Origin of the sequence: Sphingobium sp. (assembly GCA_023266575.1) — a bacterium.
Taxonomy (GTDB): domain Bacteria; phylum Pseudomonadota; class Alphaproteobacteria; order Sphingomonadales; family Sphingomonadaceae; genus Sphingobium.
In genome coordinates this window covers 361,836-381,280 of the sequence record JAHFPV010000001.1, presented here as the reverse complement: position 1 = coordinate 381,280, position 19,445 = coordinate 361,836, and the positions used below count along the sequence as shown (strand labels likewise).

Annotated in this window: 20 protein-coding genes; 11 read left to right on the top strand and 9 right to left on the bottom strand. The window is 63.9% G+C overall.

Annotated features, from left to right (window positions below):
• Positions 1 to 397 precede the first annotated feature (397 nt).
• On the bottom strand, positions 398 to 1,177 hold the full coding sequence (locus tag Q0D44_RS01855) for an SDR family oxidoreductase (RefSeq protein ID WP_294131521.1): 780 nt from the start codon (positions 1,175 to 1,177) through the stop codon (positions 398 to 400).
• Between the two features lie 9 nt (positions 1,178 to 1,186).
• Positions 1,187 to 1,606, bottom strand: coding sequence for a nuclear transport factor 2 family protein (locus Q0D44_RS01850; protein ID WP_294131518.1), 420 nt, complete (start codon positions 1,604 to 1,606; stop codon positions 1,187 to 1,189).
• Between the two features lie 153 nt (positions 1,607 to 1,759).
• Between Q0D44_RS01850 and Q0D44_RS01845 the strand changes: the two genes are divergently transcribed.
• Positions 1,760 to 2,563 carry an SDR family oxidoreductase gene (locus tag Q0D44_RS01845; RefSeq protein ID WP_294131515.1) on the top strand — a complete coding sequence of 268 codons (804 nt, stop codon included), beginning with the start codon at positions 1,760 to 1,762 and terminating at the stop codon, positions 2,561 to 2,563.
• Positions 2,560 to 3,342 carry an SDR family oxidoreductase gene (locus tag Q0D44_RS01840; RefSeq protein ID WP_294131513.1) on the top strand — a complete coding sequence of 261 codons (783 nt, stop codon included), beginning with the start codon at positions 2,560 to 2,562 and terminating at the stop codon, positions 3,340 to 3,342. Before Q0D44_RS01845 ends, Q0D44_RS01840 begins: the two co-directional genes overlap by 4 nt.
• Before the next feature lie 81 nt (positions 3,343 to 3,423).
• On the opposite strand, the gene Q0D44_RS01835 is transcribed toward Q0D44_RS01840, so the two are convergent.
• Positions 3,424 to 3,858, bottom strand: a complete 435-nt coding sequence (locus tag Q0D44_RS01835; protein WP_294131512.1) for a nuclear transport factor 2 family protein — start codon at positions 3,856 to 3,858, stop codon at positions 3,424 to 3,426.
• 76 nt (positions 3,859 to 3,934) lie between these two features.
• A complete protein-coding gene (locus tag Q0D44_RS01830; protein ID WP_294131510.1) occupies positions 3,935 to 5,461 on the bottom strand; it encodes a fatty acid--CoA ligase in 1,527 nt (508 codons plus the stop codon).
• Between the two features lie 164 nt (positions 5,462 to 5,625).
• Between Q0D44_RS01830 and Q0D44_RS01825 the strand changes: the two genes are divergently transcribed.
• Both Q0D44_RS01825 and Q0D44_RS01820 read left to right on the top strand, forming a co-directional pair.
• Positions 5,626 to 6,387, top strand: coding sequence for an SDR family oxidoreductase (locus Q0D44_RS01825; protein WP_294131507.1), 762 nt, complete (start codon positions 5,626 to 5,628; stop codon positions 6,385 to 6,387).
• A 14-nt stretch (positions 6,388 to 6,401) separates the two neighbouring features.
• A complete protein-coding gene (locus tag Q0D44_RS01820) occupies positions 6,402 to 7,157 on the top strand; it encodes a ThuA domain-containing protein (protein WP_294131825.1) in 756 nt (251 codons plus the stop codon).
• Positions 7,158 to 7,173: 16 nt separating this feature from the next.
• Here the strand turns inward: Q0D44_RS01820 and Q0D44_RS01815 are convergent, their stop codons facing one another.
• Entirely contained in the window at positions 7,174 to 7,539 is a 366-nt protein-coding gene (locus tag Q0D44_RS01815) for a Rieske 2Fe-2S domain-containing protein (RefSeq protein WP_294131505.1), read from the bottom strand.
• Positions 7,536 to 8,630, bottom strand: coding sequence for an acyl-CoA dehydrogenase family protein (locus Q0D44_RS01810; protein ID WP_294131502.1), 1,095 nt, complete (start codon positions 8,628 to 8,630; stop codon positions 7,536 to 7,538). Before Q0D44_RS01810 ends, Q0D44_RS01815 begins: the two co-directional genes overlap by 4 nt.
• Before the next feature lie 288 nt (positions 8,631 to 8,918).
• On the opposite strand from Q0D44_RS01810, the gene Q0D44_RS01805 reads away from it, so the two are divergent.
• The 7 genes from Q0D44_RS01805 (at position 8,919) to Q0D44_RS01775 (ending at position 16,130) form a co-directional block, all read left to right on the top strand.
• The gene (locus Q0D44_RS01805; protein WP_294131499.1) at positions 8,919 to 9,728 is read left to right on the top strand and encodes a helix-turn-helix transcriptional regulator; all 810 of its coding nucleotides are present in this window, start codon (positions 8,919 to 8,921) and stop codon (positions 9,726 to 9,728) included.
• Positions 9,729 to 9,890: 162 nt separating this feature from the next.
• The gene (locus tag Q0D44_RS01800; protein WP_294131493.1) at positions 9,891 to 10,295 is read left to right on the top strand and encodes an OB-fold domain-containing protein; all 405 of its coding nucleotides are present in this window, start codon (positions 9,891 to 9,893) and stop codon (positions 10,293 to 10,295) included.
• A 60-nt stretch (positions 10,296 to 10,355) separates the two neighbouring features.
• Positions 10,356 to 11,444: a thiolase family protein gene (locus tag Q0D44_RS01795; RefSeq protein WP_294131821.1), complete on the top strand. Its 1,089-nt coding sequence runs from the start codon at positions 10,356 to 10,358 to the stop codon at positions 11,442 to 11,444.
• Between the two features lies 1 nt (position 11,445).
• Complete coding sequence (locus Q0D44_RS01790; protein ID WP_294131490.1) at positions 11,446 to 12,654, top strand: acyl-CoA dehydrogenase family protein; 1,209 nt, start codon at positions 11,446 to 11,448, stop codon at positions 12,652 to 12,654.
• Positions 12,655 to 12,685: 31 nt separating this feature from the next.
• Positions 12,686 to 13,648 (top strand): thiamine pyrophosphate-dependent dehydrogenase E1 component subunit alpha, encoded by a 963-nt coding sequence (locus tag Q0D44_RS01785; RefSeq protein ID WP_294131488.1) that lies wholly within the window; start codon positions 12,686 to 12,688, stop codon positions 13,646 to 13,648.
• An 18-nt stretch (positions 13,649 to 13,666) separates the two neighbouring features.
• The gene (locus Q0D44_RS01780; protein ID WP_294131485.1) at positions 13,667 to 14,689 is read left to right on the top strand and encodes an alpha-ketoacid dehydrogenase subunit beta; all 1,023 of its coding nucleotides are present in this window, start codon (positions 13,667 to 13,669) and stop codon (positions 14,687 to 14,689) included.
• A 1-nt stretch (position 14,690) separates the two neighbouring features.
• Positions 14,691 to 16,130 (top strand): dihydrolipoamide acetyltransferase family protein, encoded by a 1,440-nt coding sequence (locus Q0D44_RS01775; protein ID WP_294131483.1) that lies wholly within the window; start codon positions 14,691 to 14,693, stop codon positions 16,128 to 16,130.
• 35 nt (positions 16,131 to 16,165) lie between these two features.
• Here the strand turns inward: Q0D44_RS01775 and Q0D44_RS01770 are convergent, their stop codons facing one another.
• The 3 genes from Q0D44_RS01770 to Q0D44_RS01760 form a co-directional block, all read right to left on the bottom strand.
• The gene (locus tag Q0D44_RS01770; RefSeq protein ID WP_294131480.1) at positions 16,166 to 17,155 is read right to left on the bottom strand and encodes an NADP-dependent oxidoreductase; all 990 of its coding nucleotides are present in this window, start codon (positions 17,153 to 17,155) and stop codon (positions 16,166 to 16,168) included.
• 145 nt (positions 17,156 to 17,300) lie between these two features.
• Positions 17,301 to 17,681 (bottom strand): hypothetical protein, encoded by a 381-nt coding sequence (locus Q0D44_RS01765; RefSeq protein WP_294131475.1) that lies wholly within the window; start codon positions 17,679 to 17,681, stop codon positions 17,301 to 17,303.
• Entirely contained in the window at positions 17,678 to 19,411 is a 1,734-nt protein-coding gene (locus Q0D44_RS01760) for an FAD-dependent oxidoreductase (protein ID WP_294131472.1), read from the bottom strand. The genes Q0D44_RS01765 and Q0D44_RS01760 overlap by 4 nt, the downstream gene beginning before the upstream one ends.
• Positions 19,412 to 19,445: the final 34 nt, after the last annotated feature.

The window sequence follows — 19,445 nt, the reverse complement described above, 5'->3', positions numbered from 1 at the left end:
AGCCCCCCCAAAACGGCATCCAGACTGAAATAATCGTCTGTTGTCCTGTTTTGGGACAAGAGGGTGGAACATACCCTCCGTTGAACCGGTCGGACCGTCGAACAGCGGAACCGGCAACGCGGACGACCGTTCCTGTCACGCCGGCTAGTTGATGCCGGGGCAACCAGAACGTGAGCGACGCGACCCGCTTTTTCTCAACATTTTCCGTGGAAACCTGACCGCGAATTATTGCGGTATGCTTATCTTCGAATCAACCTAACTAGTCTGTCAAACCTTGCAACTTATCGCAAGCTGATTACCAGCACCCGTTCCGGCGCGCAGCGGGTAAGCCGGCTGGCCAAGACCATCGGATGTCGGTTTTTCGGTCGGGCAATCTTCGCCCGCACCGCAGGCTAGATCACACCCCGGTCATCCCGGCCGTCGATGCGCCGTCAATGGCATATTCCGCGCCGGAAATGAAACCGGCCTCGTCGGATGCGAGGAAGGCGACGAGGGCGGCAATATCCTCGACGCTGCCCATACGGCCCATCGGCGACATGCTGTTATAGGCCGCGCGTGCGCCTTCGGGCGACTCGGACTTGGCGATGATGGCACTGATCATCTCCGTCTCCACCACGCCGGGCAGGATGGCGTTGCAACGGATCGGCAGTTTTTCGGTGGCGCAATGGATGGCGACCGACTTGGCCATGGCCAGCACGGCCGCCTTGGTCACCGAATAGGCCATGTAATTGCCCATCACCTTGTGCGCCGACATGGACGAGTTGATGATGATCGACCCGCACGGCCCGCCGGGATTGACGCGCATCAGATGCAGCGCCGTCCGGGCGGTCAGCATCACCCCGGTCTGGTTGACGCCGATGATCCCGGCCCAGCCTTCCATGCTGATCGATTCCACGCTGCCGTCGCCGCTTTCGGTCCCCGCATTGGCAAAGGCGATGTCGAGGCGGCCAAACTTGTCGCTGATGAAGGCGGCGACCTTGTCCCAGTCGCGCTCCTCCTGCACCCGCGCCTTGACGAAATGCGCGCCGGTTTGCGCGCACAGGGTGCTGGCCGCATCCTCATTTGATCCGGTGAACACGACCTGCGCCCCATCCCGCGCCAGCCGCTGGACGGTCGCGCGGCCTATGCCCGATGTGCCGCCGGTGACGATCGCCACCTTGCCCGAAAGATCAGCCATATCTTGTCCTCAATCCGCCATCAGCGTGCCGGTCGCCCGCGCGATCGATGCTGTATCGAAATAATAGGGGGTGATGCCACTGAACTTGTCACCGCGCAGATGAAATACCTCGCACAGCGGCATCGCCAGCCGCTGGCCATTGTGGCGTGAAGTAGCATGGACGGTCAGCATGACGATCGCATGATCCTCCGACACGGCGATATCGCTGGTTTCGAGCGACGCATCCTCCCAGAAGGCAAACACCTTGGTATAAAGATCGCGCAACGCGCCCTTGCCCAGATATTCCCCGGCATAGGGCAGGCTGTCAGCCTCCAGGATGCGGAAATCGTCGGTCATCATCGCCTCCGCCTCTTCCCAGCGGCCCGCAGCCGTCAGGGTATAGAGATTTTCGACCATCGCGCGAATGGCGGCATAGCGGTGCGAGTCCATGGCAATCACTCTCCTGTTCCAGCCTAGATGCGCGCTTGGGGAATAGTGCGAACCTGTAAAAAGCGGCAGGTGAAGCGAAGGACCAGTGGGCCGACAAGTCGATCAACAAGATGCAGCATGGCCCTGCGCGGGCATGACGGGAAAGGAATGCCCATGGCGGGACGGCTGGACGGACGGGTGGCGCTGGTATCGGGCGCGCTGCGGGGCATCGGGCGGGCCATAGCGCAATGCCTGGCCGCGGATGGTGCGACGACGATCATCACCGATCTGGATGCGGAGGATAGCGAGGCGGTAGCCGCCGCGATCGCCGCAATGCCGGGCTGTTCCTATATCCGGCTGGACGCGACATTGGAGGAAGCATGGCAGGCCGCGCGCGACCGGGTGGTGGCGGCGCATGGGCGGCTTGACATATTGGTCAATAATGTCGGCGCGGACCTGACCGGCAAGGTGCAGGATCTGGAACTGGCGACCTGGCGGCGACTGATGACGCTGAACATGGACACGGTGTTCCTGGGCACCAAGACGTTCCAGCCGCTGCTGGCCCAAAGCGGAGCGACGACCCCCTATGGCTCCAGCATCATCAATATCAGCTCGATCATGGGGCTGGTCGGCATGGGGGAAGTGTCGGCCTATAATGCGTCCAAGGGCGCGGTGCGGCTGTTCAGCAAGTCCAATGCGCTGGAATTTGCCGATGCGGGCGTCCCGATCCGCGTCAACAGCGTGCATCCCGGCTTTGTCGATACGCCGCTGCTGCGTCAGGGGATGGAGCGATGGGCCGCGCGCGACGGAACGCTAACGGCGGACGATTTGATCGACCAGATGGCGCAGACGACACCGGTCAAGCGGCTGGCCCAACCCATTGAGATCGGCAAGGTGGTTGCGTTTCTGGCAAGCGATGACGCCAGCTACATGACCGGCAGCGAGGTCGTGGTGGACGGAGGATGGACGGCGCGATGAGCAGTTTTGACCTGAGCGGCGCGGTGGCGCTGGTAACCGGGGCCGGTGGCGGGATCGGCGGGGCAACCGTTCAGGCGCTGGCCGACGCCGGAGCGACCGTGATCGGGACCGATATGGCGGCGAGCGCGACGGTGGGGGGCGCGGCGGACTATCGACCGCTCGACGTGACCGACGAAGCGGGCTGGGCCGCGCTGGCGGACCATGTGGCGGCAACCTATGGGCGGCTCGACATATTGGTGAATAATGCCGGAATTTCCGTCACCGATACGATCGCCAAAACCAGCCTGGCGACCTTTCGCAAGTGCATGAGCATCAATGTCGAGGGGATATTTCTGGGCACCCGCGCCATGGCGGACCTTCTCGCCCGCAGCGGCGCGGATCGGCGGGGCGGATCGTCGATCATCAATCTGTCCTCGGTCGGCGGGCTGGCGGGCGCGCCGTTCATGTCGGCCTATTGCGCGTCCAAGGGCGCGGTGCGGCTGTTCAGCAAATGCGCGGCGCTGGAATATGCCGCGCTCGGCCAGCCGATCCGCGTCAATAGCGTCCATCCCGGCGGCATCGACACCCATATGATGGACACCATCTACGCCCGCTATGTCGAAACCGGCGCCTTCCCCGATGAAGCGACCGCGCGGGCGACGGTATCAGCGGGCCATGCACTGGGACGGATGGGCACCGCGCAGGAGATTGCCGACGGCATCGTCTATCTCGCCGCGCCTGCCGCCAGTTTCGTGACCGGATCGGAACTGGTGATCGACGGCGGCATGACGGCGCATTGACACCCTAAAAAAGAACCCGGTCGCGCGATGCGACCGGGTCAATTTCCCCAGCTCCTGGAGAGCGAGCTGGCGGAAATATCGTCAGCTCTGGTGGATGATAGTGAAGGACCGGCTCTGGAAGAACCACTGTCCGTCCTGCTTCACCAGCCTGTCATTATAACAGGCCCGCGCGCGCTTATCCTTGCCGGTGCCCGGCTCGGCATAGACTTCGGAGAAATAGGCGCGCGCCTCCGCCCGGTCGCCATCGACCCGGATCATGCCGGGATTGAGCAGGAAGCTGAGCTGCGGATAATGGGGCATGGCGCTGGCCCACAGATCGACAATCGCGTCCTTGCCCGACACGATACCGAGTTCAGGATAATGCGACAGATCCCAGTGGCTGTCCTCTACCCAGAGCGAGGCCCATAAATCGCGATCGACGCGATTGACCGCATCGGCATAGGTTTCCAGCAGTTCGCGAATGGCCAGCCGGTCCTCCAGCGGGCCGGAAAAATTGCGAGGAAAATTCGCAGCCAAAACCTCTCTCCTCATTCTGTTTTGTGGGAGGATAGGCGGGGACCGGACGCCCCGAACCTGCCGGAAATCGCAGGTCTTACCGATACTCGTCGCGCAAAAGGCGGCGCAAAATCTTGCCCGAAGGGTTACGGGGCAGGTCGGTGCGAAACTCCACTGTCTTGGGTGCCTTATACGCCGCGATCCGTTCACGCGCCCAGGCGATGAGCGTCGCGGGATCGGGCGTCTCGCCCGCAACCGGCACGACGATCGCCTTAACCGCCTCCCCCCACTTCGCGTCCGGCACGCCGATCACCGCAACATCGGCAACGGCTGGGTGGCTGTAGAGCGCATTTTCCACCTCCGCCGGATAGACATTCTCGCCCCCGGTGATGATCATGTCCTTGATCCGGTCGGCCAGGTAGAGATAGCCGTCCGCGTCCATCCAGCCCGCGTCGCCGGTGCGCAGCCAGCCCTCGGCGTCGATCGCTTCGGCGGTCGCGTCGGGCCGGTCGAAATAGCCGATCATATTGGCCTGCGATGCGACCACTATCTCGCCGATCGCGCCGGGCGGCAGCGTATCACCGCCCTCGTCCGCGATCCGCACCTTGACGCCTGGCAGCGGCAGGCCGATGCCACGCATCCGCTCGCTCCCCTGCGGATCATGGTCCTGCGGTGGCAGGCCGATGATGGTGCCGGCGGTTTCGGTCATCCCGTACATTTGCGCAAAGCCGCAGCCGATCACCGCAATCGCCTGCCGCAACAGATCGAGCGGGATCGCCGATCCGCCATAGCAGATGGTCCGCAGGAAGCTGAAATCCGTATCAGCCGCAGCGGGATGATCGCACAATATGCGCAGCGCGGTCGGCACCAGCATGATCTTGCTGATGCGGAAGGTCACGAGCAGGTCCAGCACGCGCGCGGGATCGAACTCGGGCACGACAACGCCCTTCGCGCCGTGCTGAAGCGTCCACAGCCCCCATCCCGATCCGCTGATGTGGAAGATCGGCATGGCGATCAGCGACACGTCCGCCGCGGTCCAGCGATACCAGTCTGGCAAATCCGGCTCCGACGCGCGCAGGCCCAGCAGGCTGCGGTTGGACAGCATCGCCCCCTTGGGTTTGCCGGTGGTGCCGGACGTGTAGAGCATCAGCACTGCATCGTCATAGCCGCCGTCGCGGCGCGGATCAGTGTCGGACTGCGCATCCCGCCAGTCGGCAAAGATCAGGTGATCGCCGCAGGGATCGGTCAGCAGGATGGTCGCCTCCTGCCCCGCCACCCGATCGAGAAATTCCGGTTCGACCAGGATCAGGCAGGGGCGCGCATCGGCCACTATATAGGCGACCTCCGGCGGGGCGAGCCGCCAGTTGACCGGCACGGTGACCAGGCCCGCCTTTGCCGCGCCCAGCCAGAAGCCGAAATAATCGTCGCGATTCTTGCCGAGATAGGCGACCCGATCACCCGGCGCATAGCCCGCCGCGATCAGGGCATTGGCGACTTGGCTCGCCTGTCGGTCGAGCGCAGCATAGCTGGTTTCGCGCCTTTCGAAAATCAGGGCGACGGCATCGGGCGTCGCGGCGGCGTGCGCCCGGACATGATCCGCTATAGTGATGACGCTGCTCGACATGGCCCCTCCGCTTGAGACCTCTGCATAGCGCAAAAAGGCGCGCCGTCGCCCTGTCACAATCGCTAAGCAGGCCAGCTTACCCTGACGCTTTTGCCAGTGCAGCCCGACACATATGCCGGTAAACAGGCGGTCGATTGAAGAAAATTCAGGAAAAGGATGCCGTCATGGACATTGGTCTGAAAGGGCGCAAAGCCATATTGGCAGGCGCCAATGCCAGCATCGGCCGGGCGGTAGCGAAGGTCTTGGCCGCCGAGGGCTGCGACGTGGCGCTGTGCGGGCGGACGCAGGACAAGGTCGATACGGTCGTCGCCGAAGTGCAGGCGCTCGGCGTGCGCGGTATCGGCGCGTCGGTGGACGTGACCGATGCGGAGGCCTTCCCCAACTGGGTCGCCAGCGCCGCTGAGCAATTGGGCGGGTGCGACATCTTCATTTCCTTCGTCTCGGTCAATCCGGGGGTGGATACGCCCGAAGCCTGGACCACGGTGCTGAACGGCGACATTTTGCCGCTGGTACGCGGCATCCACGCCGCCCTGCCCGCGCTGGAACAATCCGATGCCGGGTCGATCGTCACCATATCCTCCACCGGCGCGCTGGAGGAGTTTATGGGGCCGCAGCCCTATAATGCGATGAAGGCCGCGGTGATCAACTACAGCGCCGCGCTGGCGCAGAAGCACGCGCCGCAGGGATTGCGGGTCAATTGCGTGTCCCCTGGCCCGGTCTATACCGATGACGGTCCGTGGGCCTATATCAAGGAACATATGGCCGATTTCCATGATGGCATCCTCAGGCAAATCCCGTTCGGCCGGATGGGTACGGGCGAGGAACTGGCCAAGGCCATCGCCTTCATCGCCTCGCCCGCCTGCCGCTACATGACCGGTGCCAATGTGCTGATCGACGGCGGCCTGACCAAGGGCGTGCAATATTGAGCGAGGCGGCAATGATGAGCGAGACGCAGCCTGCCCGCATCAATTGTGTGCTGATCGTCGGTGGTCTCTATCACGACATGGATTTCGCCCGGCTGGAATTGCTCAAGCTGCTGGCCGACGATCCGCGCGTGCGGACCCGCGTGTTCGAGGATTATGGCCATCTCGACGCCATCCTCGCCGCCGATATGCTCATCACCTATACCTGCGACGTCGTGCCGTCGCTATCCGCGCAGGAAGCACTGCGCCAGTGGGTGCAGGACGGCGGGCGCTGGTATGCGCTGCACGGCACCAATTCGGTGCTGCGCCTGTTCGACAATGGGCTGTATGGCAGCCCGCGCTGGGCGCCGCTGATGATGGAAACACTCGGCAGCCAGTTCATCGCCCACCCGCCGATCGCGCCCTACCGGGTCGATGTGGCCGACCCAGACCATATACTGACGCGCGGCATCGCACCGTTCGAGACCACCGACGAACTCTATCTGATGGAGCGGCATGGCGACCTGCACGTCCTGCTCGACACGGAATTTGCGGGCGAGGCGACCGGCTTTGACGAACATGACTGGGCGCAGGACCGGCATCCCGTGATGTATATCAAGGCGCAGGGCAAGGGCGCGGTGCTGTACAACACGCTAGGCCATTGTCGCAGCCATTATGACATGCAGCCATTTCTGGACTGGTGGCCCACCGTCGATCGCTGCGCCTGGGACCTGCCAGTCTTTTACGATCTGCTGCGGCGGGGGATAGACTGGTGCAAGGAGAAGGAAGCTTGAAACTCACTTATCCTTTTTATATCAATTGCTTAACCGGCATATCCTCCGCACCCGGCGCAGCATCCGGCACCGCGACCTCAATCCACCCATCCGCGCTTTCGCGCCAGGGGTAGAGTTTGAGTGGCTTATAGTCCGCCCCACCAAGACATGCGCCATTATCGAGCTTGAAGCGCGCGCCGTGCAGCGGACACATCACTGCGCCACGCCGCACCCGTCCACCCGGTGCCAGTTCCGCCGCGGCATGGCTGCAACGGTTGATCAGGGCATGGACCTTCCCCTCATCCTTGCAGATCAGCACGGGCCAGCCATTGACGACAAAGGGCAGCATCGCACGGTCCTCGACGGCACGCGCCTCTACCACACGATGATAGCTCTCCGTCATGGTCGATCCGCTGCGCGATTGGTGAGCGCAATATAAGCGACTATGTCATGGTCAGTGTCGCCCAGCAGCGTGGCCAGCGTCATTACCCGCTTGAACGCCTGCCCCACCATCAGTTCCTCGGTCGTGCCGATGCCGCCATGCAGCTGCACCGCTTCCTCGCCCACCTGCATCGCGCTCTGGGCGATATAGGCCTTGGCCCCCATGACCGCAGCGGCGACGGTCGCGCCATCGGCGGCGGCGCGGTAGAGATGCGATCGGCTGAGTTCGACGCGGGCATAGCAATCGGCCATGCGGTGCTGGATCGCCTGAAAGCTGCCGATCGGCTGGCCAAATTGCTGGCGCGTCTTGATATAGTCGAGCGTGGCAGCAAACATCATGTCCATCAGCCCCAGCAATTCGCCGCAAATGGCAAGCCGCGCCTGATCCAGAGTCTGCGCCAAAGCCGCTTCCCCGCCTGCCATGGGCTGGGCTGGCGTGTCGATAAATTGCACATCGGCGGCGATAGACCCATCGACCAGCCGGTAGGGAGTAATGGTGATGCCCGGAGCATCGGCCTTAACCAGATGGAGCGTCAGCGCGCCCTCACCCGTCCGTGCCGCCACCAGCAGATGATCGGCATAGCTGCCGCCCAGCACCATCTGCTTGGTGCCACTGATCCGGCCATCATGGACGCGGGTTTTGATGCCTTCCAGGTCGAAGCGCGCCTGCCGCTCGAACAGGGCAGCCGCGACGATCGCCTCGCCCGCTGCGATCGCAGGCAGCAGCTTCGCTTTCTGGCTGCCCGTCCCAGCCGCCGCGACCAGACCGGCCCCCAATATGATCGCAGGCAGCACCGGCTCTACAACGACACAGCGGCCCAGCGCCTCCATGACCGTAATGATATCCACAGCCGACCCGCCAAATCCGCCCGCTTCCTCCGGCAGGGCAAAGGCCAGCAGGCCGGTTTCCGCGAGCATTGCCCAGTTGGCGTCGGCAAAGCCGCGCGGTTCGCGCAGATAGGCAAGGCGGCGGGCGGGATCGTAACGGTCTGCGCCGAACCGGTCGACCAGATCGCGAAGCATGACCTGCTCTTCGCTGAGATCGAAATTCAAGCCACCATCCCCCGGTCTGTCATGGCTGGGGCGCGTCCTGCGCTGCCCCGCTGTTGCTGTTCCATGACGCTTTTATGCACGGTGGGCGGGCGCGGCGTTGACTGGGCTTTCCGCTAGGTTCTCGATCCTGTCGCGTGAGTGGAAAAACCTATCGCTAGTCATAGGTTTTGCCGCTTGTCGCAGCCGTGCAGCAGGAATAGCATCATCGCTATGGAGAGATCAGGTGACATGCTCGTCGCCGCCCGATCAGACAATGGGGACGCTGCAAAGACAGCGACCGATTTTCGTATGGGCAGGCAGGTTCCAACCGCGATTCAGACGGCCGCCGACATTCGGCCCGCTGCCGAAGCGCTACGCGACATTGCCCGCGATCTGGGCAATTTCCGCGTCGCCGCCTGCGCCAATATCGCCTCCCGATCCCCCATGACCGACGCCGATGGCAACGTACTGGCCAGCGGCGTGTTCGGTTGGCCCGCGACCAAGGAACAATGGTGGCAAAAGCCGCTGCTGGCGCTCAGCTCGCCGCTGACCTTCGCCTGTCGCTATGAAAACGAACCCTTTTGGGCCAACGCCCATGGCATCCACACCCGCGCGCCCAATCCCCTGCTCGATCAGATTGACCTCAGCCTCTTCCAGGGCGAGGTGAATGCGAATGCAGTCATCTGCGTGCCCGTCCATATGTCCTTCGGCCAGATCGCGGCGATCAGCTTCTCACCCTTCAACGACAAGCGCGACGATCTGAGCAAGGAATTCGATCTTTACAGCGATCAGCTGGAATATCACGCCCGGCGCTTCGTCCATGGTTATACCCGCGTATCGAGCCAGCGCCCATGGATTCCCAAAAATTGCCGCCTGTCCAAGCGCGAGGTCGAATGTCTGCGCTGGGCGGCCGTCGGCAAGACCGATGTGGAGATCGCCCTGATCCTGGAGCGCAGTTGCGCCACGGTGCGCTTCCATATCCATAACGCCGCGATCAAGCTGGAAGCCGTCAACCGCAGCCAGACCGTATTCAAGGCGACCCAGCTTGGCTATCTGGGGAATGTCGCCGCCGTGATGGTCCCCCATCCGCAGATCGAGGCGCAGGTCGCCGCGAAATAAGCTCCCTCCCCCTTTGGGACACCGCATGGGCCAGCCGGGCAACCGGCTGGTCTTTTTTTGTCTGAAGCGGGAGGCTGGCCGCCAACCTATGCTTTCTTACAGAAGCCTTTGCCCCATCTCCTTCCCATAGTGGCCCGACACAAGGATGAGAGGGTTAGGACGTTGGGCGCATCTGCCATTGCCGAAGGACTGTTCCGGGAAACGCCCGAACCGACCCTGATCGGCGGCCGCCATCGTGAGACAGGCCGGATCGTCTTTCCCTGCCCCGGCGATGCCACGCGCTGGGAGGCGGTTGACCTGCCGCGCCGCGGGACGCTTTGGTCCTGGACGGTGCAGCGGTTTCGTCCCAAGTCGCCGCCCTATACCGGGCCGGAGGATTTTACGCCCTTCGCCATCGGCTATGTCGAATTGCCCAGCGCGACGATCGTGGAGACGCAACTGAGCGGCGTGGATTTTGACCGGCTGACGATCGGCATGGCCATGGAATTGACGACCATGTCCTTCTCCACCGATGCGGATGGCAACGAAGTCCGCCTCTACGCCTTCACCCCCGTGACGGAGGGCTGAGCGGTGGAGGACGTCTATATCGTCGGGATCGGCATCCACCCCTTCGGGCGCACGAACGGGATGAGCGGACTACAGCAGGGCGCGAACGCGGCCCGCGCAGCCATGGCCGACGCGGGGCTGGAATGGCCCGATATGCAATTCGGTTTCGGCGGATCGGATTCGGCGGGCAATGCCGACACGATCGTCAACGAACTGGGGCTGACCGGCCTGCCCTTCATCAACGTCAAAAATGGCTGCGCCACCGGCGGGTCGGCGCTGATCGGGTCATGGCAGGCGATCGCGTCGGGCGCGCATGATGTCGGCATCGCCATCGGCTTCGACAAGCATCCGCGCGGCGCGTTCAACGCCCTGCCCGCCGAATATAGCCTGCCCGAATGGTATGGCGAAGCGGGCTTCATGGTGACGACCCAGTTTTTCGCGATGAAGCTGCAACGCTATATGGCGCTGCATGGCATCAGCCCTACGTCGCTGGGCCGCGTCGCGGAAAAGGCGTTTCGCAATGCCGTTCATGCCGACCATGCCTGGCGTCGATCGCCCGTGGATATCGACACCATCCTGAACGCCCAGATGATCAGCGACCCGCTGACCAAATATATGTTCTGTTCGCCTGCGGAAGGTGGCGTCGCGCTGGTGCTGGCAAGCGCGAAGAAGGCGCGCGAACTGGGGCGCGATCAGGTGCGGATCAAGGCCGCCGTCGTGCGGACGCGCCCGCCCGGATCGTTTGAGGTGTTCTCGCCCTGCATGGACATAGAAAGGGGCGGCGCGCCGACCCTGCTGGCCAGCAAGGCGGCCTATGAAATGGCCGGGATCGGCCCGCAGGACATTGATCTCGCCCAATTGCAGGACACCGAGTCCGGCGCGGAAATCATGCACATGGCCGAAAACGGCTTTTGTGGCGATGGCGATCAGGAAGAATGGCTGGCCAATGGCTGGACCAATATTGACGGGCGGCTGCCGGTGAACACCGATGGCGGGTGCCTCGCCTGTGGCGAGCCGATCGGCGCGTCGGGCCTGCGCCAGGTCTATGAAAATGCGCTGCAATTGCGCGGGCTTGGTGGCGGGCGGCAGGTGCCGGATAACCCGCGCACCGCCTATTCCCATGTTTACGGCGCACCGGGCATTTCCGGCGTGACCATATTGGAACGATAAGATGGACCTGGATTTTTCCCCGCAGGATCAGGCGTTCCGCGCCGAGGTTCGCCGCTTTCTGGACGAGCATCTGCCCCAGCATCTGCGCGAGGGGATGCGCGGCACGCCCGGCGTGTTCGTGGAACCGGACATTGGCGGCGAGTGGCAGGCGATCCTGCACGCGAAGGGGTGGCTCGCCTATAACTGGCCGGTCGCCTGCGGCGGCACTGGATGGACGCCGATCCAGCGCTATATTTTCGAGAAGGAATGTGCGCTGGCCGACGCGCCCAGCCTGCCGGTGCTGAGCCTGAAACTGCTGGGGCCGGTGATCTGCCAGTTCGGCACGGAGGAGCAAAAGACGCGCATTTTGCCGCGCATTTTGGACGGCACCGATTTCTGGTGTCAGGGCTTTTCCGAACCCGGTTCCGGCTCCGATCTCGCCAGCCTGCGGACGCGGGCGGAGCGGCGCGGGGATCATTATGTCGTCAACGGGCGCAAGCTGTGGACCACCCATGCCCATCATGCGACCCATATCTTCTGCCTCGCCAAGACCGACCCCGCCGCCAAGCCCCAGCGCGCGATCAGCTTCCTGTTGATCGACATGGCGCAGCCGGGGATAGAGGTGCGGCCGATCATCGGGCTGGCGGGCGATCATGAGGTCAATGAGGTGTTTCTGGACGACGCCATCACCCCGGCCAGCGAATTGGTGGGCGAAGAGGGGCAAGGCTGGACCATCGCCAAATTCCTGCTGGAAAATGAACGCGGCGGCGCGTGCCATGCGCCCAAATTGCTGTCCGACATCGCCCGGCTGCGCAAGGCGGCGGGTGCAGAGCCGGACGGCAAGGGCGGCTGCATGAGCGACGACCCCCATTATATGGCGCGGCTGGCGCGGGTCGAGCTGGAGGCGCAGGCGCTGGAAATGACCGAGATGCGGGTACTGGCGGAGATGGCCAAGGGACTGCCCCCCGGCCCGCAGACATCGCTGTCCAAACTGGTTGCCTCCACGCTGCGGCAACAGGTCGACGGGCTGGCGGTGCAGCTTTACGGCTATGCCGGGATCGCGCTGGAGGGGCAAAGGCCGCTCTATGGCAATCAGGCGCCGCCCGCGCTGCATGGCAAAGCCGCGCAACTCGCCGCGCCGCGCTATCTCAATTCACGCGCCTGGACCATCTTTGGCGGGACCAATGAGGTTCAGCGCAATATCATAGCAAAAACGGTTCTGGGGCTGTGACCGGCAGAATCAATCGATCGGGAGAGACGATATGCAATTGAGCCGCGAGGCATTGATCCGGGCCTATCGTCAGATGAAGACGATCCGCCTGTTCGAGGAGCGTCTGCACGACGAAATCGCGCTGGGCGAGATTGCCGGCTTCACCCATCTCTATGCGGGCCAGGAAGCCTGCGCCGTGGGCGTGTGCGAGCATCTGGGGCCGACCGATTATATCATCTCCACCCATCGCGGCCATGGCCATTGCATCGCTAAGGGGTGTGACGTCGTCGCGATGATGAAGGAGATTTACGGGTCACGCGATGGCCTGTGCAAGGGCAAGGGCGGGTCGATGCACATTGCCGACATGAATGTCGGGATGCTGGGCGCGAACGGCATTGTCGGCGCAGGCGCGCCGATCGCGGTCGGCGCGGGCATTACGGCCAAGAGCAACGGCACTGTCTCGATCGCCTTTTCCGGCGACGGCGCCTGCAACCAGGGCACGACGTTCGAGGCGATGAACATGGCGGTGGTGCTGAAACTGCCGGTCATCTTCGTGTTCGAGAATAACCATTATTCCGAACATACCGGCGAAGCCTATGCCGTCGGCGCTGAAAGCATGACGGCGCGGTCGGCCGCGTTCGGGATGAAGGCGATCAAGGCCAATGGCATCGACTTTTTCAGCGTCTATGAAGCGATGCGCGAGCTGATCAACTATTGCAAGGCAGGCAGCGGCCCCGCCTCGATCGAGCTGGATTGTGAGCGTTTCTACGGCCATTTCGAGGGCGATCCGCAGCGCTATCGCGGACCAGGCGAACTGGATCGCATCCGCGAGGAACGCGACTGCCTCAAGACATTCCGTACCAAGGTGACGGAGGCCAAGCTGCTGGAAGGGACCGATCTGGACAAGGTGGATGCGGAAGTCACCGACCTGATCGACCGAGCGGTCGCAGAAGCCAAACAGGCCGACCGGCCAACTCCGCAGGACGTCCTGCAAGACGTCTATATCAGCTACTGACGCCAGGAGGATCGACATATGGCAATCAAGATGATCCGCGACGTCATTCGCGACACGATCGACGCGGAAATGGCGCGCGACGACAGCCTGATCATGCTGGGCGAGGATATTGTCGGCGGCAATGGTGCGCCGGGCGGGCCGGAAGCGATCGGCGGCATCTGGGGCACGTCGGGCGGGCTATGGGCCAAATATGGCGCTGACCGGGTGATCGACACGCCGATTTCCGAAAGCGCCATCATCGGCGCGGCGGCAGGCGCGGCGCTGACCGGCAAGCGGGCGATCGCGGAGATCATGTTCGCCGACTTTATCGGCGTGTGCATGGACCAGATCTGGAATCAGGTCGCCAAGTTCCGCTACATGTTCGGCGGCAAGACCAGCTGCCCGCTGGTCATCCGTATGCCCTATGGCGCGGGCTTCAACGCCGCGCCCCAGCACAGCCAGGTGATCCACCAGTTCGTCACCGCCATGCCGGGGCTGAAGGTCGTGATGCCCTCCACCCCCGCCGACGCCAAGGGACTGCTAACCCAGGCGATCCGCGACGATGATCCGGTGATCTTCCTGGAGCATAAGGCGCTCTATGGCGTGAAGGGCGAGGTGCCGGATGGGGATTATGTCATCCCCTTCGGCCATGCCCGGCAGGTGACGCAGGGCGACGACATCACCATATTGGCCACCGGCATGATGGTGGGCTTTGCCGAGAAGGCCGCAGCGCAACTGGCGCAGGATGGCATCGGGTGCGACATACTCGACCTGCGCACCACCAGCCCGCTGGACGAGGAAGCGATCCTCGACAGTGTCGAGCGGACGGGACGGTTGCTGATCGTCGATGAAGCGCCACCGCGCTGTTCCTTCGCCACCGACCTGTCGGCGCTGGTCGCGCAGAAGGCGTTCGCATCATTGAAAGCACCGATCGACATGGTCACCGCGCCGCACAGTCCGGTGCCGTTCGCGCGCGAACTTGAGTCCGCCTATCTGCCTTCGCCCGACAAGATCGTGGCAAGTGCGGTGAAGCTCATGTCCTACCGGCGGGGATCAGCATAACATGGCCAATCTGCGCGCATTTGCGATGCCCAAATGGGGCATAGAGATGACCGAGGGCGTCGTTGCCGAATGGATGGTTGCCGAGGGCGTGCCGTTCAAGAAGGGCGACCTGCTCGCGCTCATCGAAACCGACAAGATCACCAATGAGGTCGAGGCGGAGGCCGACGGCATGTTCCCGCGCCTGATCGCCCAGACCGGCGGCACCTATGCCGTCGGCGAACTGATCGCCGTGCTGGCGGGGCCGGACGAGGCGATCAGCGCGGCTGACGTCGACGCCTTTGTCGCCGGATTCAGGCCCGCCGACAGCAAGGTCGCGTCCAAGGCTGGCGATGCGCCGCCGCCGCCGCCTGCCCCGGCCGCACCTGCAGCGGTCAAGGTTGCCATCGCCGCCGACGCACGGATCAGCCCGGCGGCGCGCGCCTTTGCGGAAGCGCAGGGCGTGGATATCAGCGCGATCATCGGGTCAGGGCCGGACGGGCGGATCACCTTTCAGGATGTGCAGCAGGCCAGCCTGCCGCCGGTCGCGATCGGTGGTGGCACATCGGTGGACCTGACGCCGGTGGGCGAGACGTTGGGCAATGTGTTTGCCAGTCCGCTGGCGAAACGGTTGGCGGTGCAGCATGGCGTGGACCTGACCGGCGTGACCGGCACGGGGCCAAAGGGGCGGATCGGCAAGGCGGACGTGCTGGCGCTGGTGAAGCCGGTGACGGTGGATAAGGCCGCGCCATCCGCACCGATCGCCTTTGCCCGTCCTGCCCCCGGCACGGCGGAGATCGTCAAAATGTCGCCAATGCGCAAGGCGATCGCCAAGGCGCTGAGCCACAGCAAATCGACCATCCCGCATTTCTATCTGCGCTCTGCTGTCAGGATCGACGCGATCCTGGGACTGCGGGCGCAGGCGAAGGCGGCAACCGGCGAAGCGCCCAGCATCAACGACTATATCGTACGCGCCTGCGCGCTGGCGCTGGCGCGGCACCCGGACGTCAATGTGCAGGTGCATGGTGAAGAGATCCATCGCTTCGGCAGCGCCGACATTTCGGTGGCGGTCGCGACCGACAAGGGGCTGATCACGCCCATCGTGAAGGGGGCCGACACGCTGTCGGTCGCGGCGATTTCGCGTGAGGTCAAGGCGCTGGCGGAAAAGGCGCGGACCGGACGGTTGCAGCCGGACGAGTTTCAGGGCGGCAGTTTCTCGGTCAGCAACCTCGGCATGTTCGGCATCGATCAGTTCGACGCGATCATAAACCCGCCGCAGGGCGCGATCCTGGCGGTGGGCGCTGGCACGCGCCAGCCGATCGAGATCGGCAATGCGCTGGCCTTTGCCACCATCGTTCAGCTCTCGCTCTCCTGCGACCATCGCGCGATCGATGGCGCAGTGGGCGCGGCCTTCATGCAGACGCTCAAAGGCCTGATCGAGGAACCGGCGCTGCTGGTGGGGTAAGGATGCGGGGGCCGTGGGAGCGGCCCCCGTATCGTTCAGAGCCTGACGATCTGCTTGCCGCGATTGGCACCGGTGAACAGGCGGGCGAGCGCAGCGGGCGCTGCCTCAAACCCCTGCTGCTCATCCACCTGCCAACGCAACCTGTCGGCCAGCACCAGCGCGGCGAGCCGGTCGCGCATCGCGGGCCACTGGTGTTGCTGGTCGAGGATGATGAACCCTTCCATCCGCGCGCGGCGCAGCACCAGATTGAAATAATTGCCCGGCCCGGCAATCTGCCCGCCCTGCTCGTAGCGACTGATCCCCCCGCACAGCACCACCCGCGCGCCAATGGCGAGGCGGGCGAGCATCGCGTCAAGCACAGCCCCGCCGACATTGTCATAGATGATGTCGCAACCCTTGGGGGCCAGCGCCTTGAGTTGCTCTGCGACCTTGCCCTTGCGATAGTCGATGGCCGCGTCGAACCCCGCTTCCTGCACCAGCCAGGCGCATTTGTCCGGCCCGCCCGCTATGCCGATGACATGGCAGCCCGCGACCTTGGCCAATTGCCCGGCGACCGATCCGGTCGCGCCAGCCGCGCCGGATACGACCACGACATCGCCTGCGACCGGGCGGCCAATCTGAAAAAAGCCGTGCCAGGCCGTCAGGCCAGGGATGCCCAGCACGCCCAGCATCGCATGGGGTGGCAGGTCGGGGTGACAGATGTCGAAACCTTCGCCATCGCTTACCAGATATTCGGTCCAGCCGGTCATTCCGGCGACCATCGTGCCGACGGGCCAGCGCCCGCCCCGGCTCTCGACCACTTCCGCCACGCCCATGCCGCGCATGACGTCGCCCAGTTCGATCGGCGCGACATAGCCGCCGAAATTTTCCATCCAGCCCTTTTGCGCCGGTTCAAAGCCCAGCCAGCGGACGGCAAGCAGCATCTGCCCCTCCCCCGGCACCGGCATCGGCGCATCGACCAGCGCAAAATCTCCGTCCGCCAGAGCGCGTCCGACCGGGCGATCTGCCAAAAGCCATTGCCGCATGTCCATACTGCTCCTTTTTAACCTGTCGGTGCCGTTGTCGTGGCGGCGATGCTGCGCCACAACTGCGCTTTCCGGCAGGCCTCGCCCGCGCCACGCCAGCGCGCGATGCTGGCGGCGTAATGGCGGGCTTGTTTGGCCTCGGCCTTCAGTTATTCGTTGCGCCTTCGCTGATCCAGCGGCGGATCAGGGCGATGGTTGCTGCGTCCAGTGGCGGCGCGGCGAAGGGCATACGCGCGCCCTTGCCGCCTTTCTTCAAGTGCGTGCCTTCCAGCTTCATGACCAGATAGCTGGTGTCCGGCTTTTTGGGATCGACCAGCAACCAACTGCTTTCGCCCGATTTGCGCCTGAACAGGCTGGCATAGGCTGCCTTCGGGTGGAGCGCGAGATTGCCTGCCTCCTGACCCGTCAGATGGCAGACGGCGCAGCGGGTCTTGAGCATCGGCGTGATGTCGGTGGCGAAGCTGACGGGCTTGGCCGTGGCCGGTGTCGCCAGCAGCGCGGCGAGAACGAAGGTCAGCCCTTTCATGCGCTGTTCCCCGTGGCATGGCGGGCGGCGATATAGCCATAGGTCAGGGCCAGGCCGATCGTGCCACCCGCGCCATAATAGGCCCCGCGCGATGGCGATGCGATGCAGTTGCCCGCGCCATAGAGGCCGGGGATCGGCGCGCCGCTGGTCGCCAACACCTGACCATGTTCGTTGATGCGCGGCCCGCCATTGGTATCTAGCGCGCCCGCCGCCAGGATGAAGGCATAATAGGGGCCTTTGTCAGCGAAGGGATGCATGGTGAGCGCAGGATAGGGATTGGCCGGGACTTTCGTGCCTTCGCGCACGGCGGAAAACAGTTTGTGCCATTGCGTGTCATACAGGCGCGCACCGCGCCCAAATTCAGGGTCGACGCCAGCCTTGGCATAGCCGTTGTACCGGGCGATACTGGCCTTGGTCTCCGCGCCGAACCCGGCATCGAGACGCACACCGCCAGTCTTGGGGGCTAGGCTTGCCAACCGCTTTTCGATATTGGCGACGAGCGCGTCCCAGCTGTCGCCGCTGATCAGATAGGGGCTTTCGGACACGTCCAGCGGATAGGGGAAAGCGCCACCAAACCGGTCGAGCGATCGGCCGTCGAACAGCATGAACATCAGCTGGTTGGGATATTCTTCCCTCGACGGATCATAAGTGAAATGGGCGCGGGTGCGGTCATTATAGCTGCGCTTTTCATTGACGACGCGCTGGCCATATTTGTTGACCAGGATCATCGAATCCCCCGGCAGGACGAACGCGCCCATGCCGATCGCCCGGTTGGCGAGCGCTTCCTCCAGCACCACCTGCGTCCGCCAGGCGGTGTCGAGCGCTCCCATCTTCGCGCCGACCGCGCCCGCAATGGCGATGAAGTCGCCGGTAGATCCAGGCATGGCACACGCCCCATAGAGTGCCGTCTGGTGCAGGCCCACCAGTTCCGTGTTGTGGGCATAGCCGCCCGTGCCGAAGATCACGCCCTTGGTCGCGCGGATGCGAATGATCTTGCCCTCGCTTTCCGCCTCCGCGCCGATGACGCGGTTCTTATCGACGATCAGCCGGGTGACGCGGGTGTCGGTCAGGATCGGCAGCTTGTTCTTTTCCAGCCAGGCGGCCAGTTGCGCCGCCAGACTGCCCCCGCCCGCCGAGGAGCCGGAGCCGACCGCCGGTTCCAACGCGCGGCCGGTGGGCACCTTGTTGGTCGGCAGATGATCGGCATAGTCGGGCGCTGGCTCATCGACCTGAAACAGGCGGAACTGCTTGAACTGCACCGCGTCAATGGCGCGCAGATGATCGACCGCCTTGTAACCATTGTCGTAAAAGGCCGCGATCAGTTGATAATCGAGCGGGTCGAGGCCCAGCGTCGGGCTGACGGGATCGAACAACTGCGGATAGCTATATTGCGCCATATAGGCGATGGCGTCGGCGCGCTTGTCGTCAATGCCCTGCTGGCGGAAGATGAAATGGTTGCAGATCCATGCGACCCCGCCCGACTTGCCGGTGGTGCCGCCGGTGATCGGCATTTTTTCCACCATCATGACCTTTGCGCCTGCACTGGCCGCCGTCACAGCAGCCGTCCCTGCCGCCGCGCCGCTGCCGACACAGAGAATGTCGACCTCATGGTCCCAACCTGCGGTAGCCGCCTCCGCCCCGGCCAGTGGGACCATCGCAGCAGCCGCGGCTAGCCCGGTGCCCGCCAGCATCGCACGACGGTCCATCATCAGGCGATCTGTCTCGCGCATCGTCTCTCTCCCATCCTGTTGTCGGGCGCGATGC

What these genes read in the sequence shown, in the direction of transcription:
- Q0D44_RS01820 (WP_294131825.1), top strand. Translation starts at nt 6,402, where the DNA reads ATGAGCGAGACGCAGCCTGCCCGCATCAATTGTGTGCTGATCGTCGGT.
- Q0D44_RS01850 (WP_294131518.1), bottom strand. Translation starts at nt 1,606, where the DNA reads ATGGACTCGCACCGCTATGCCGCCATTCGCGCGATGGTCGAAAATCTC.
- Q0D44_RS01770 (WP_294131480.1), bottom strand. Translation starts at nt 17,155, where the DNA reads ATGCGGCAATGGCTTTTGGCAGATCGCCCGGTCGGACGCGCTCTGGCG.
- Q0D44_RS01790 (WP_294131490.1), top strand. Translation starts at nt 11,446, where the DNA reads ATGGACCTGGATTTTTCCCCGCAGGATCAGGCGTTCCGCGCCGAGGTT.
- Q0D44_RS01855 (WP_294131521.1), bottom strand. Translation starts at nt 1,177, where the DNA reads ATGGCTGATCTTTCGGGCAAGGTGGCGATCGTCACCGGCGGCACATCG.
- Q0D44_RS01785 (WP_294131488.1), top strand. Translation starts at nt 12,686, where the DNA reads ATGCAATTGAGCCGCGAGGCATTGATCCGGGCCTATCGTCAGATGAAG.
- Q0D44_RS01815 (WP_294131505.1), bottom strand. Translation starts at nt 7,539, where the DNA reads ATGACGGAGAGCTATCATCGTGTGGTAGAGGCGCGTGCCGTCGAGGAC.
- Q0D44_RS01780 (WP_294131485.1), top strand. Translation starts at nt 13,667, where the DNA reads ATGGCAATCAAGATGATCCGCGACGTCATTCGCGACACGATCGACGCG.
- Q0D44_RS01845 (WP_294131515.1), top strand. Translation starts at nt 1,760, where the DNA reads ATGGCGGGACGGCTGGACGGACGGGTGGCGCTGGTATCGGGCGCGCTG.
- Q0D44_RS01765 (WP_294131475.1), bottom strand. Translation starts at nt 17,681, where the DNA reads ATGAAAGGGCTGACCTTCGTTCTCGCCGCGCTGCTGGCGACACCGGCC.
- Q0D44_RS01805 (WP_294131499.1), top strand. Translation starts at nt 8,919, where the DNA reads ATGGGCAGGCAGGTTCCAACCGCGATTCAGACGGCCGCCGACATTCGG.
- Q0D44_RS01825 (WP_294131507.1), top strand. Translation starts at nt 5,626, where the DNA reads ATGGACATTGGTCTGAAAGGGCGCAAAGCCATATTGGCAGGCGCCAAT.
- Q0D44_RS01760 (WP_294131472.1), bottom strand. Translation starts at nt 19,411, where the DNA reads ATGCGCGAGACAGATCGCCTGATGATGGACCGTCGTGCGATGCTGGCG.
- Q0D44_RS01830 (WP_294131510.1), bottom strand. Translation starts at nt 5,461, where the DNA reads ATGTCGAGCAGCGTCATCACTATAGCGGATCATGTCCGGGCGCACGCC.
- Q0D44_RS01795 (WP_294131821.1), top strand. Translation starts at nt 10,356, where the DNA reads ATGAGCGGACTACAGCAGGGCGCGAACGCGGCCCGCGCAGCCATGGCC.
- Q0D44_RS01775 (WP_294131483.1), top strand. Translation starts at nt 14,691, where the DNA reads ATGGCCAATCTGCGCGCATTTGCGATGCCCAAATGGGGCATAGAGATG.
- Q0D44_RS01840 (WP_294131513.1), top strand. Translation starts at nt 2,560, where the DNA reads ATGAGCAGTTTTGACCTGAGCGGCGCGGTGGCGCTGGTAACCGGGGCC.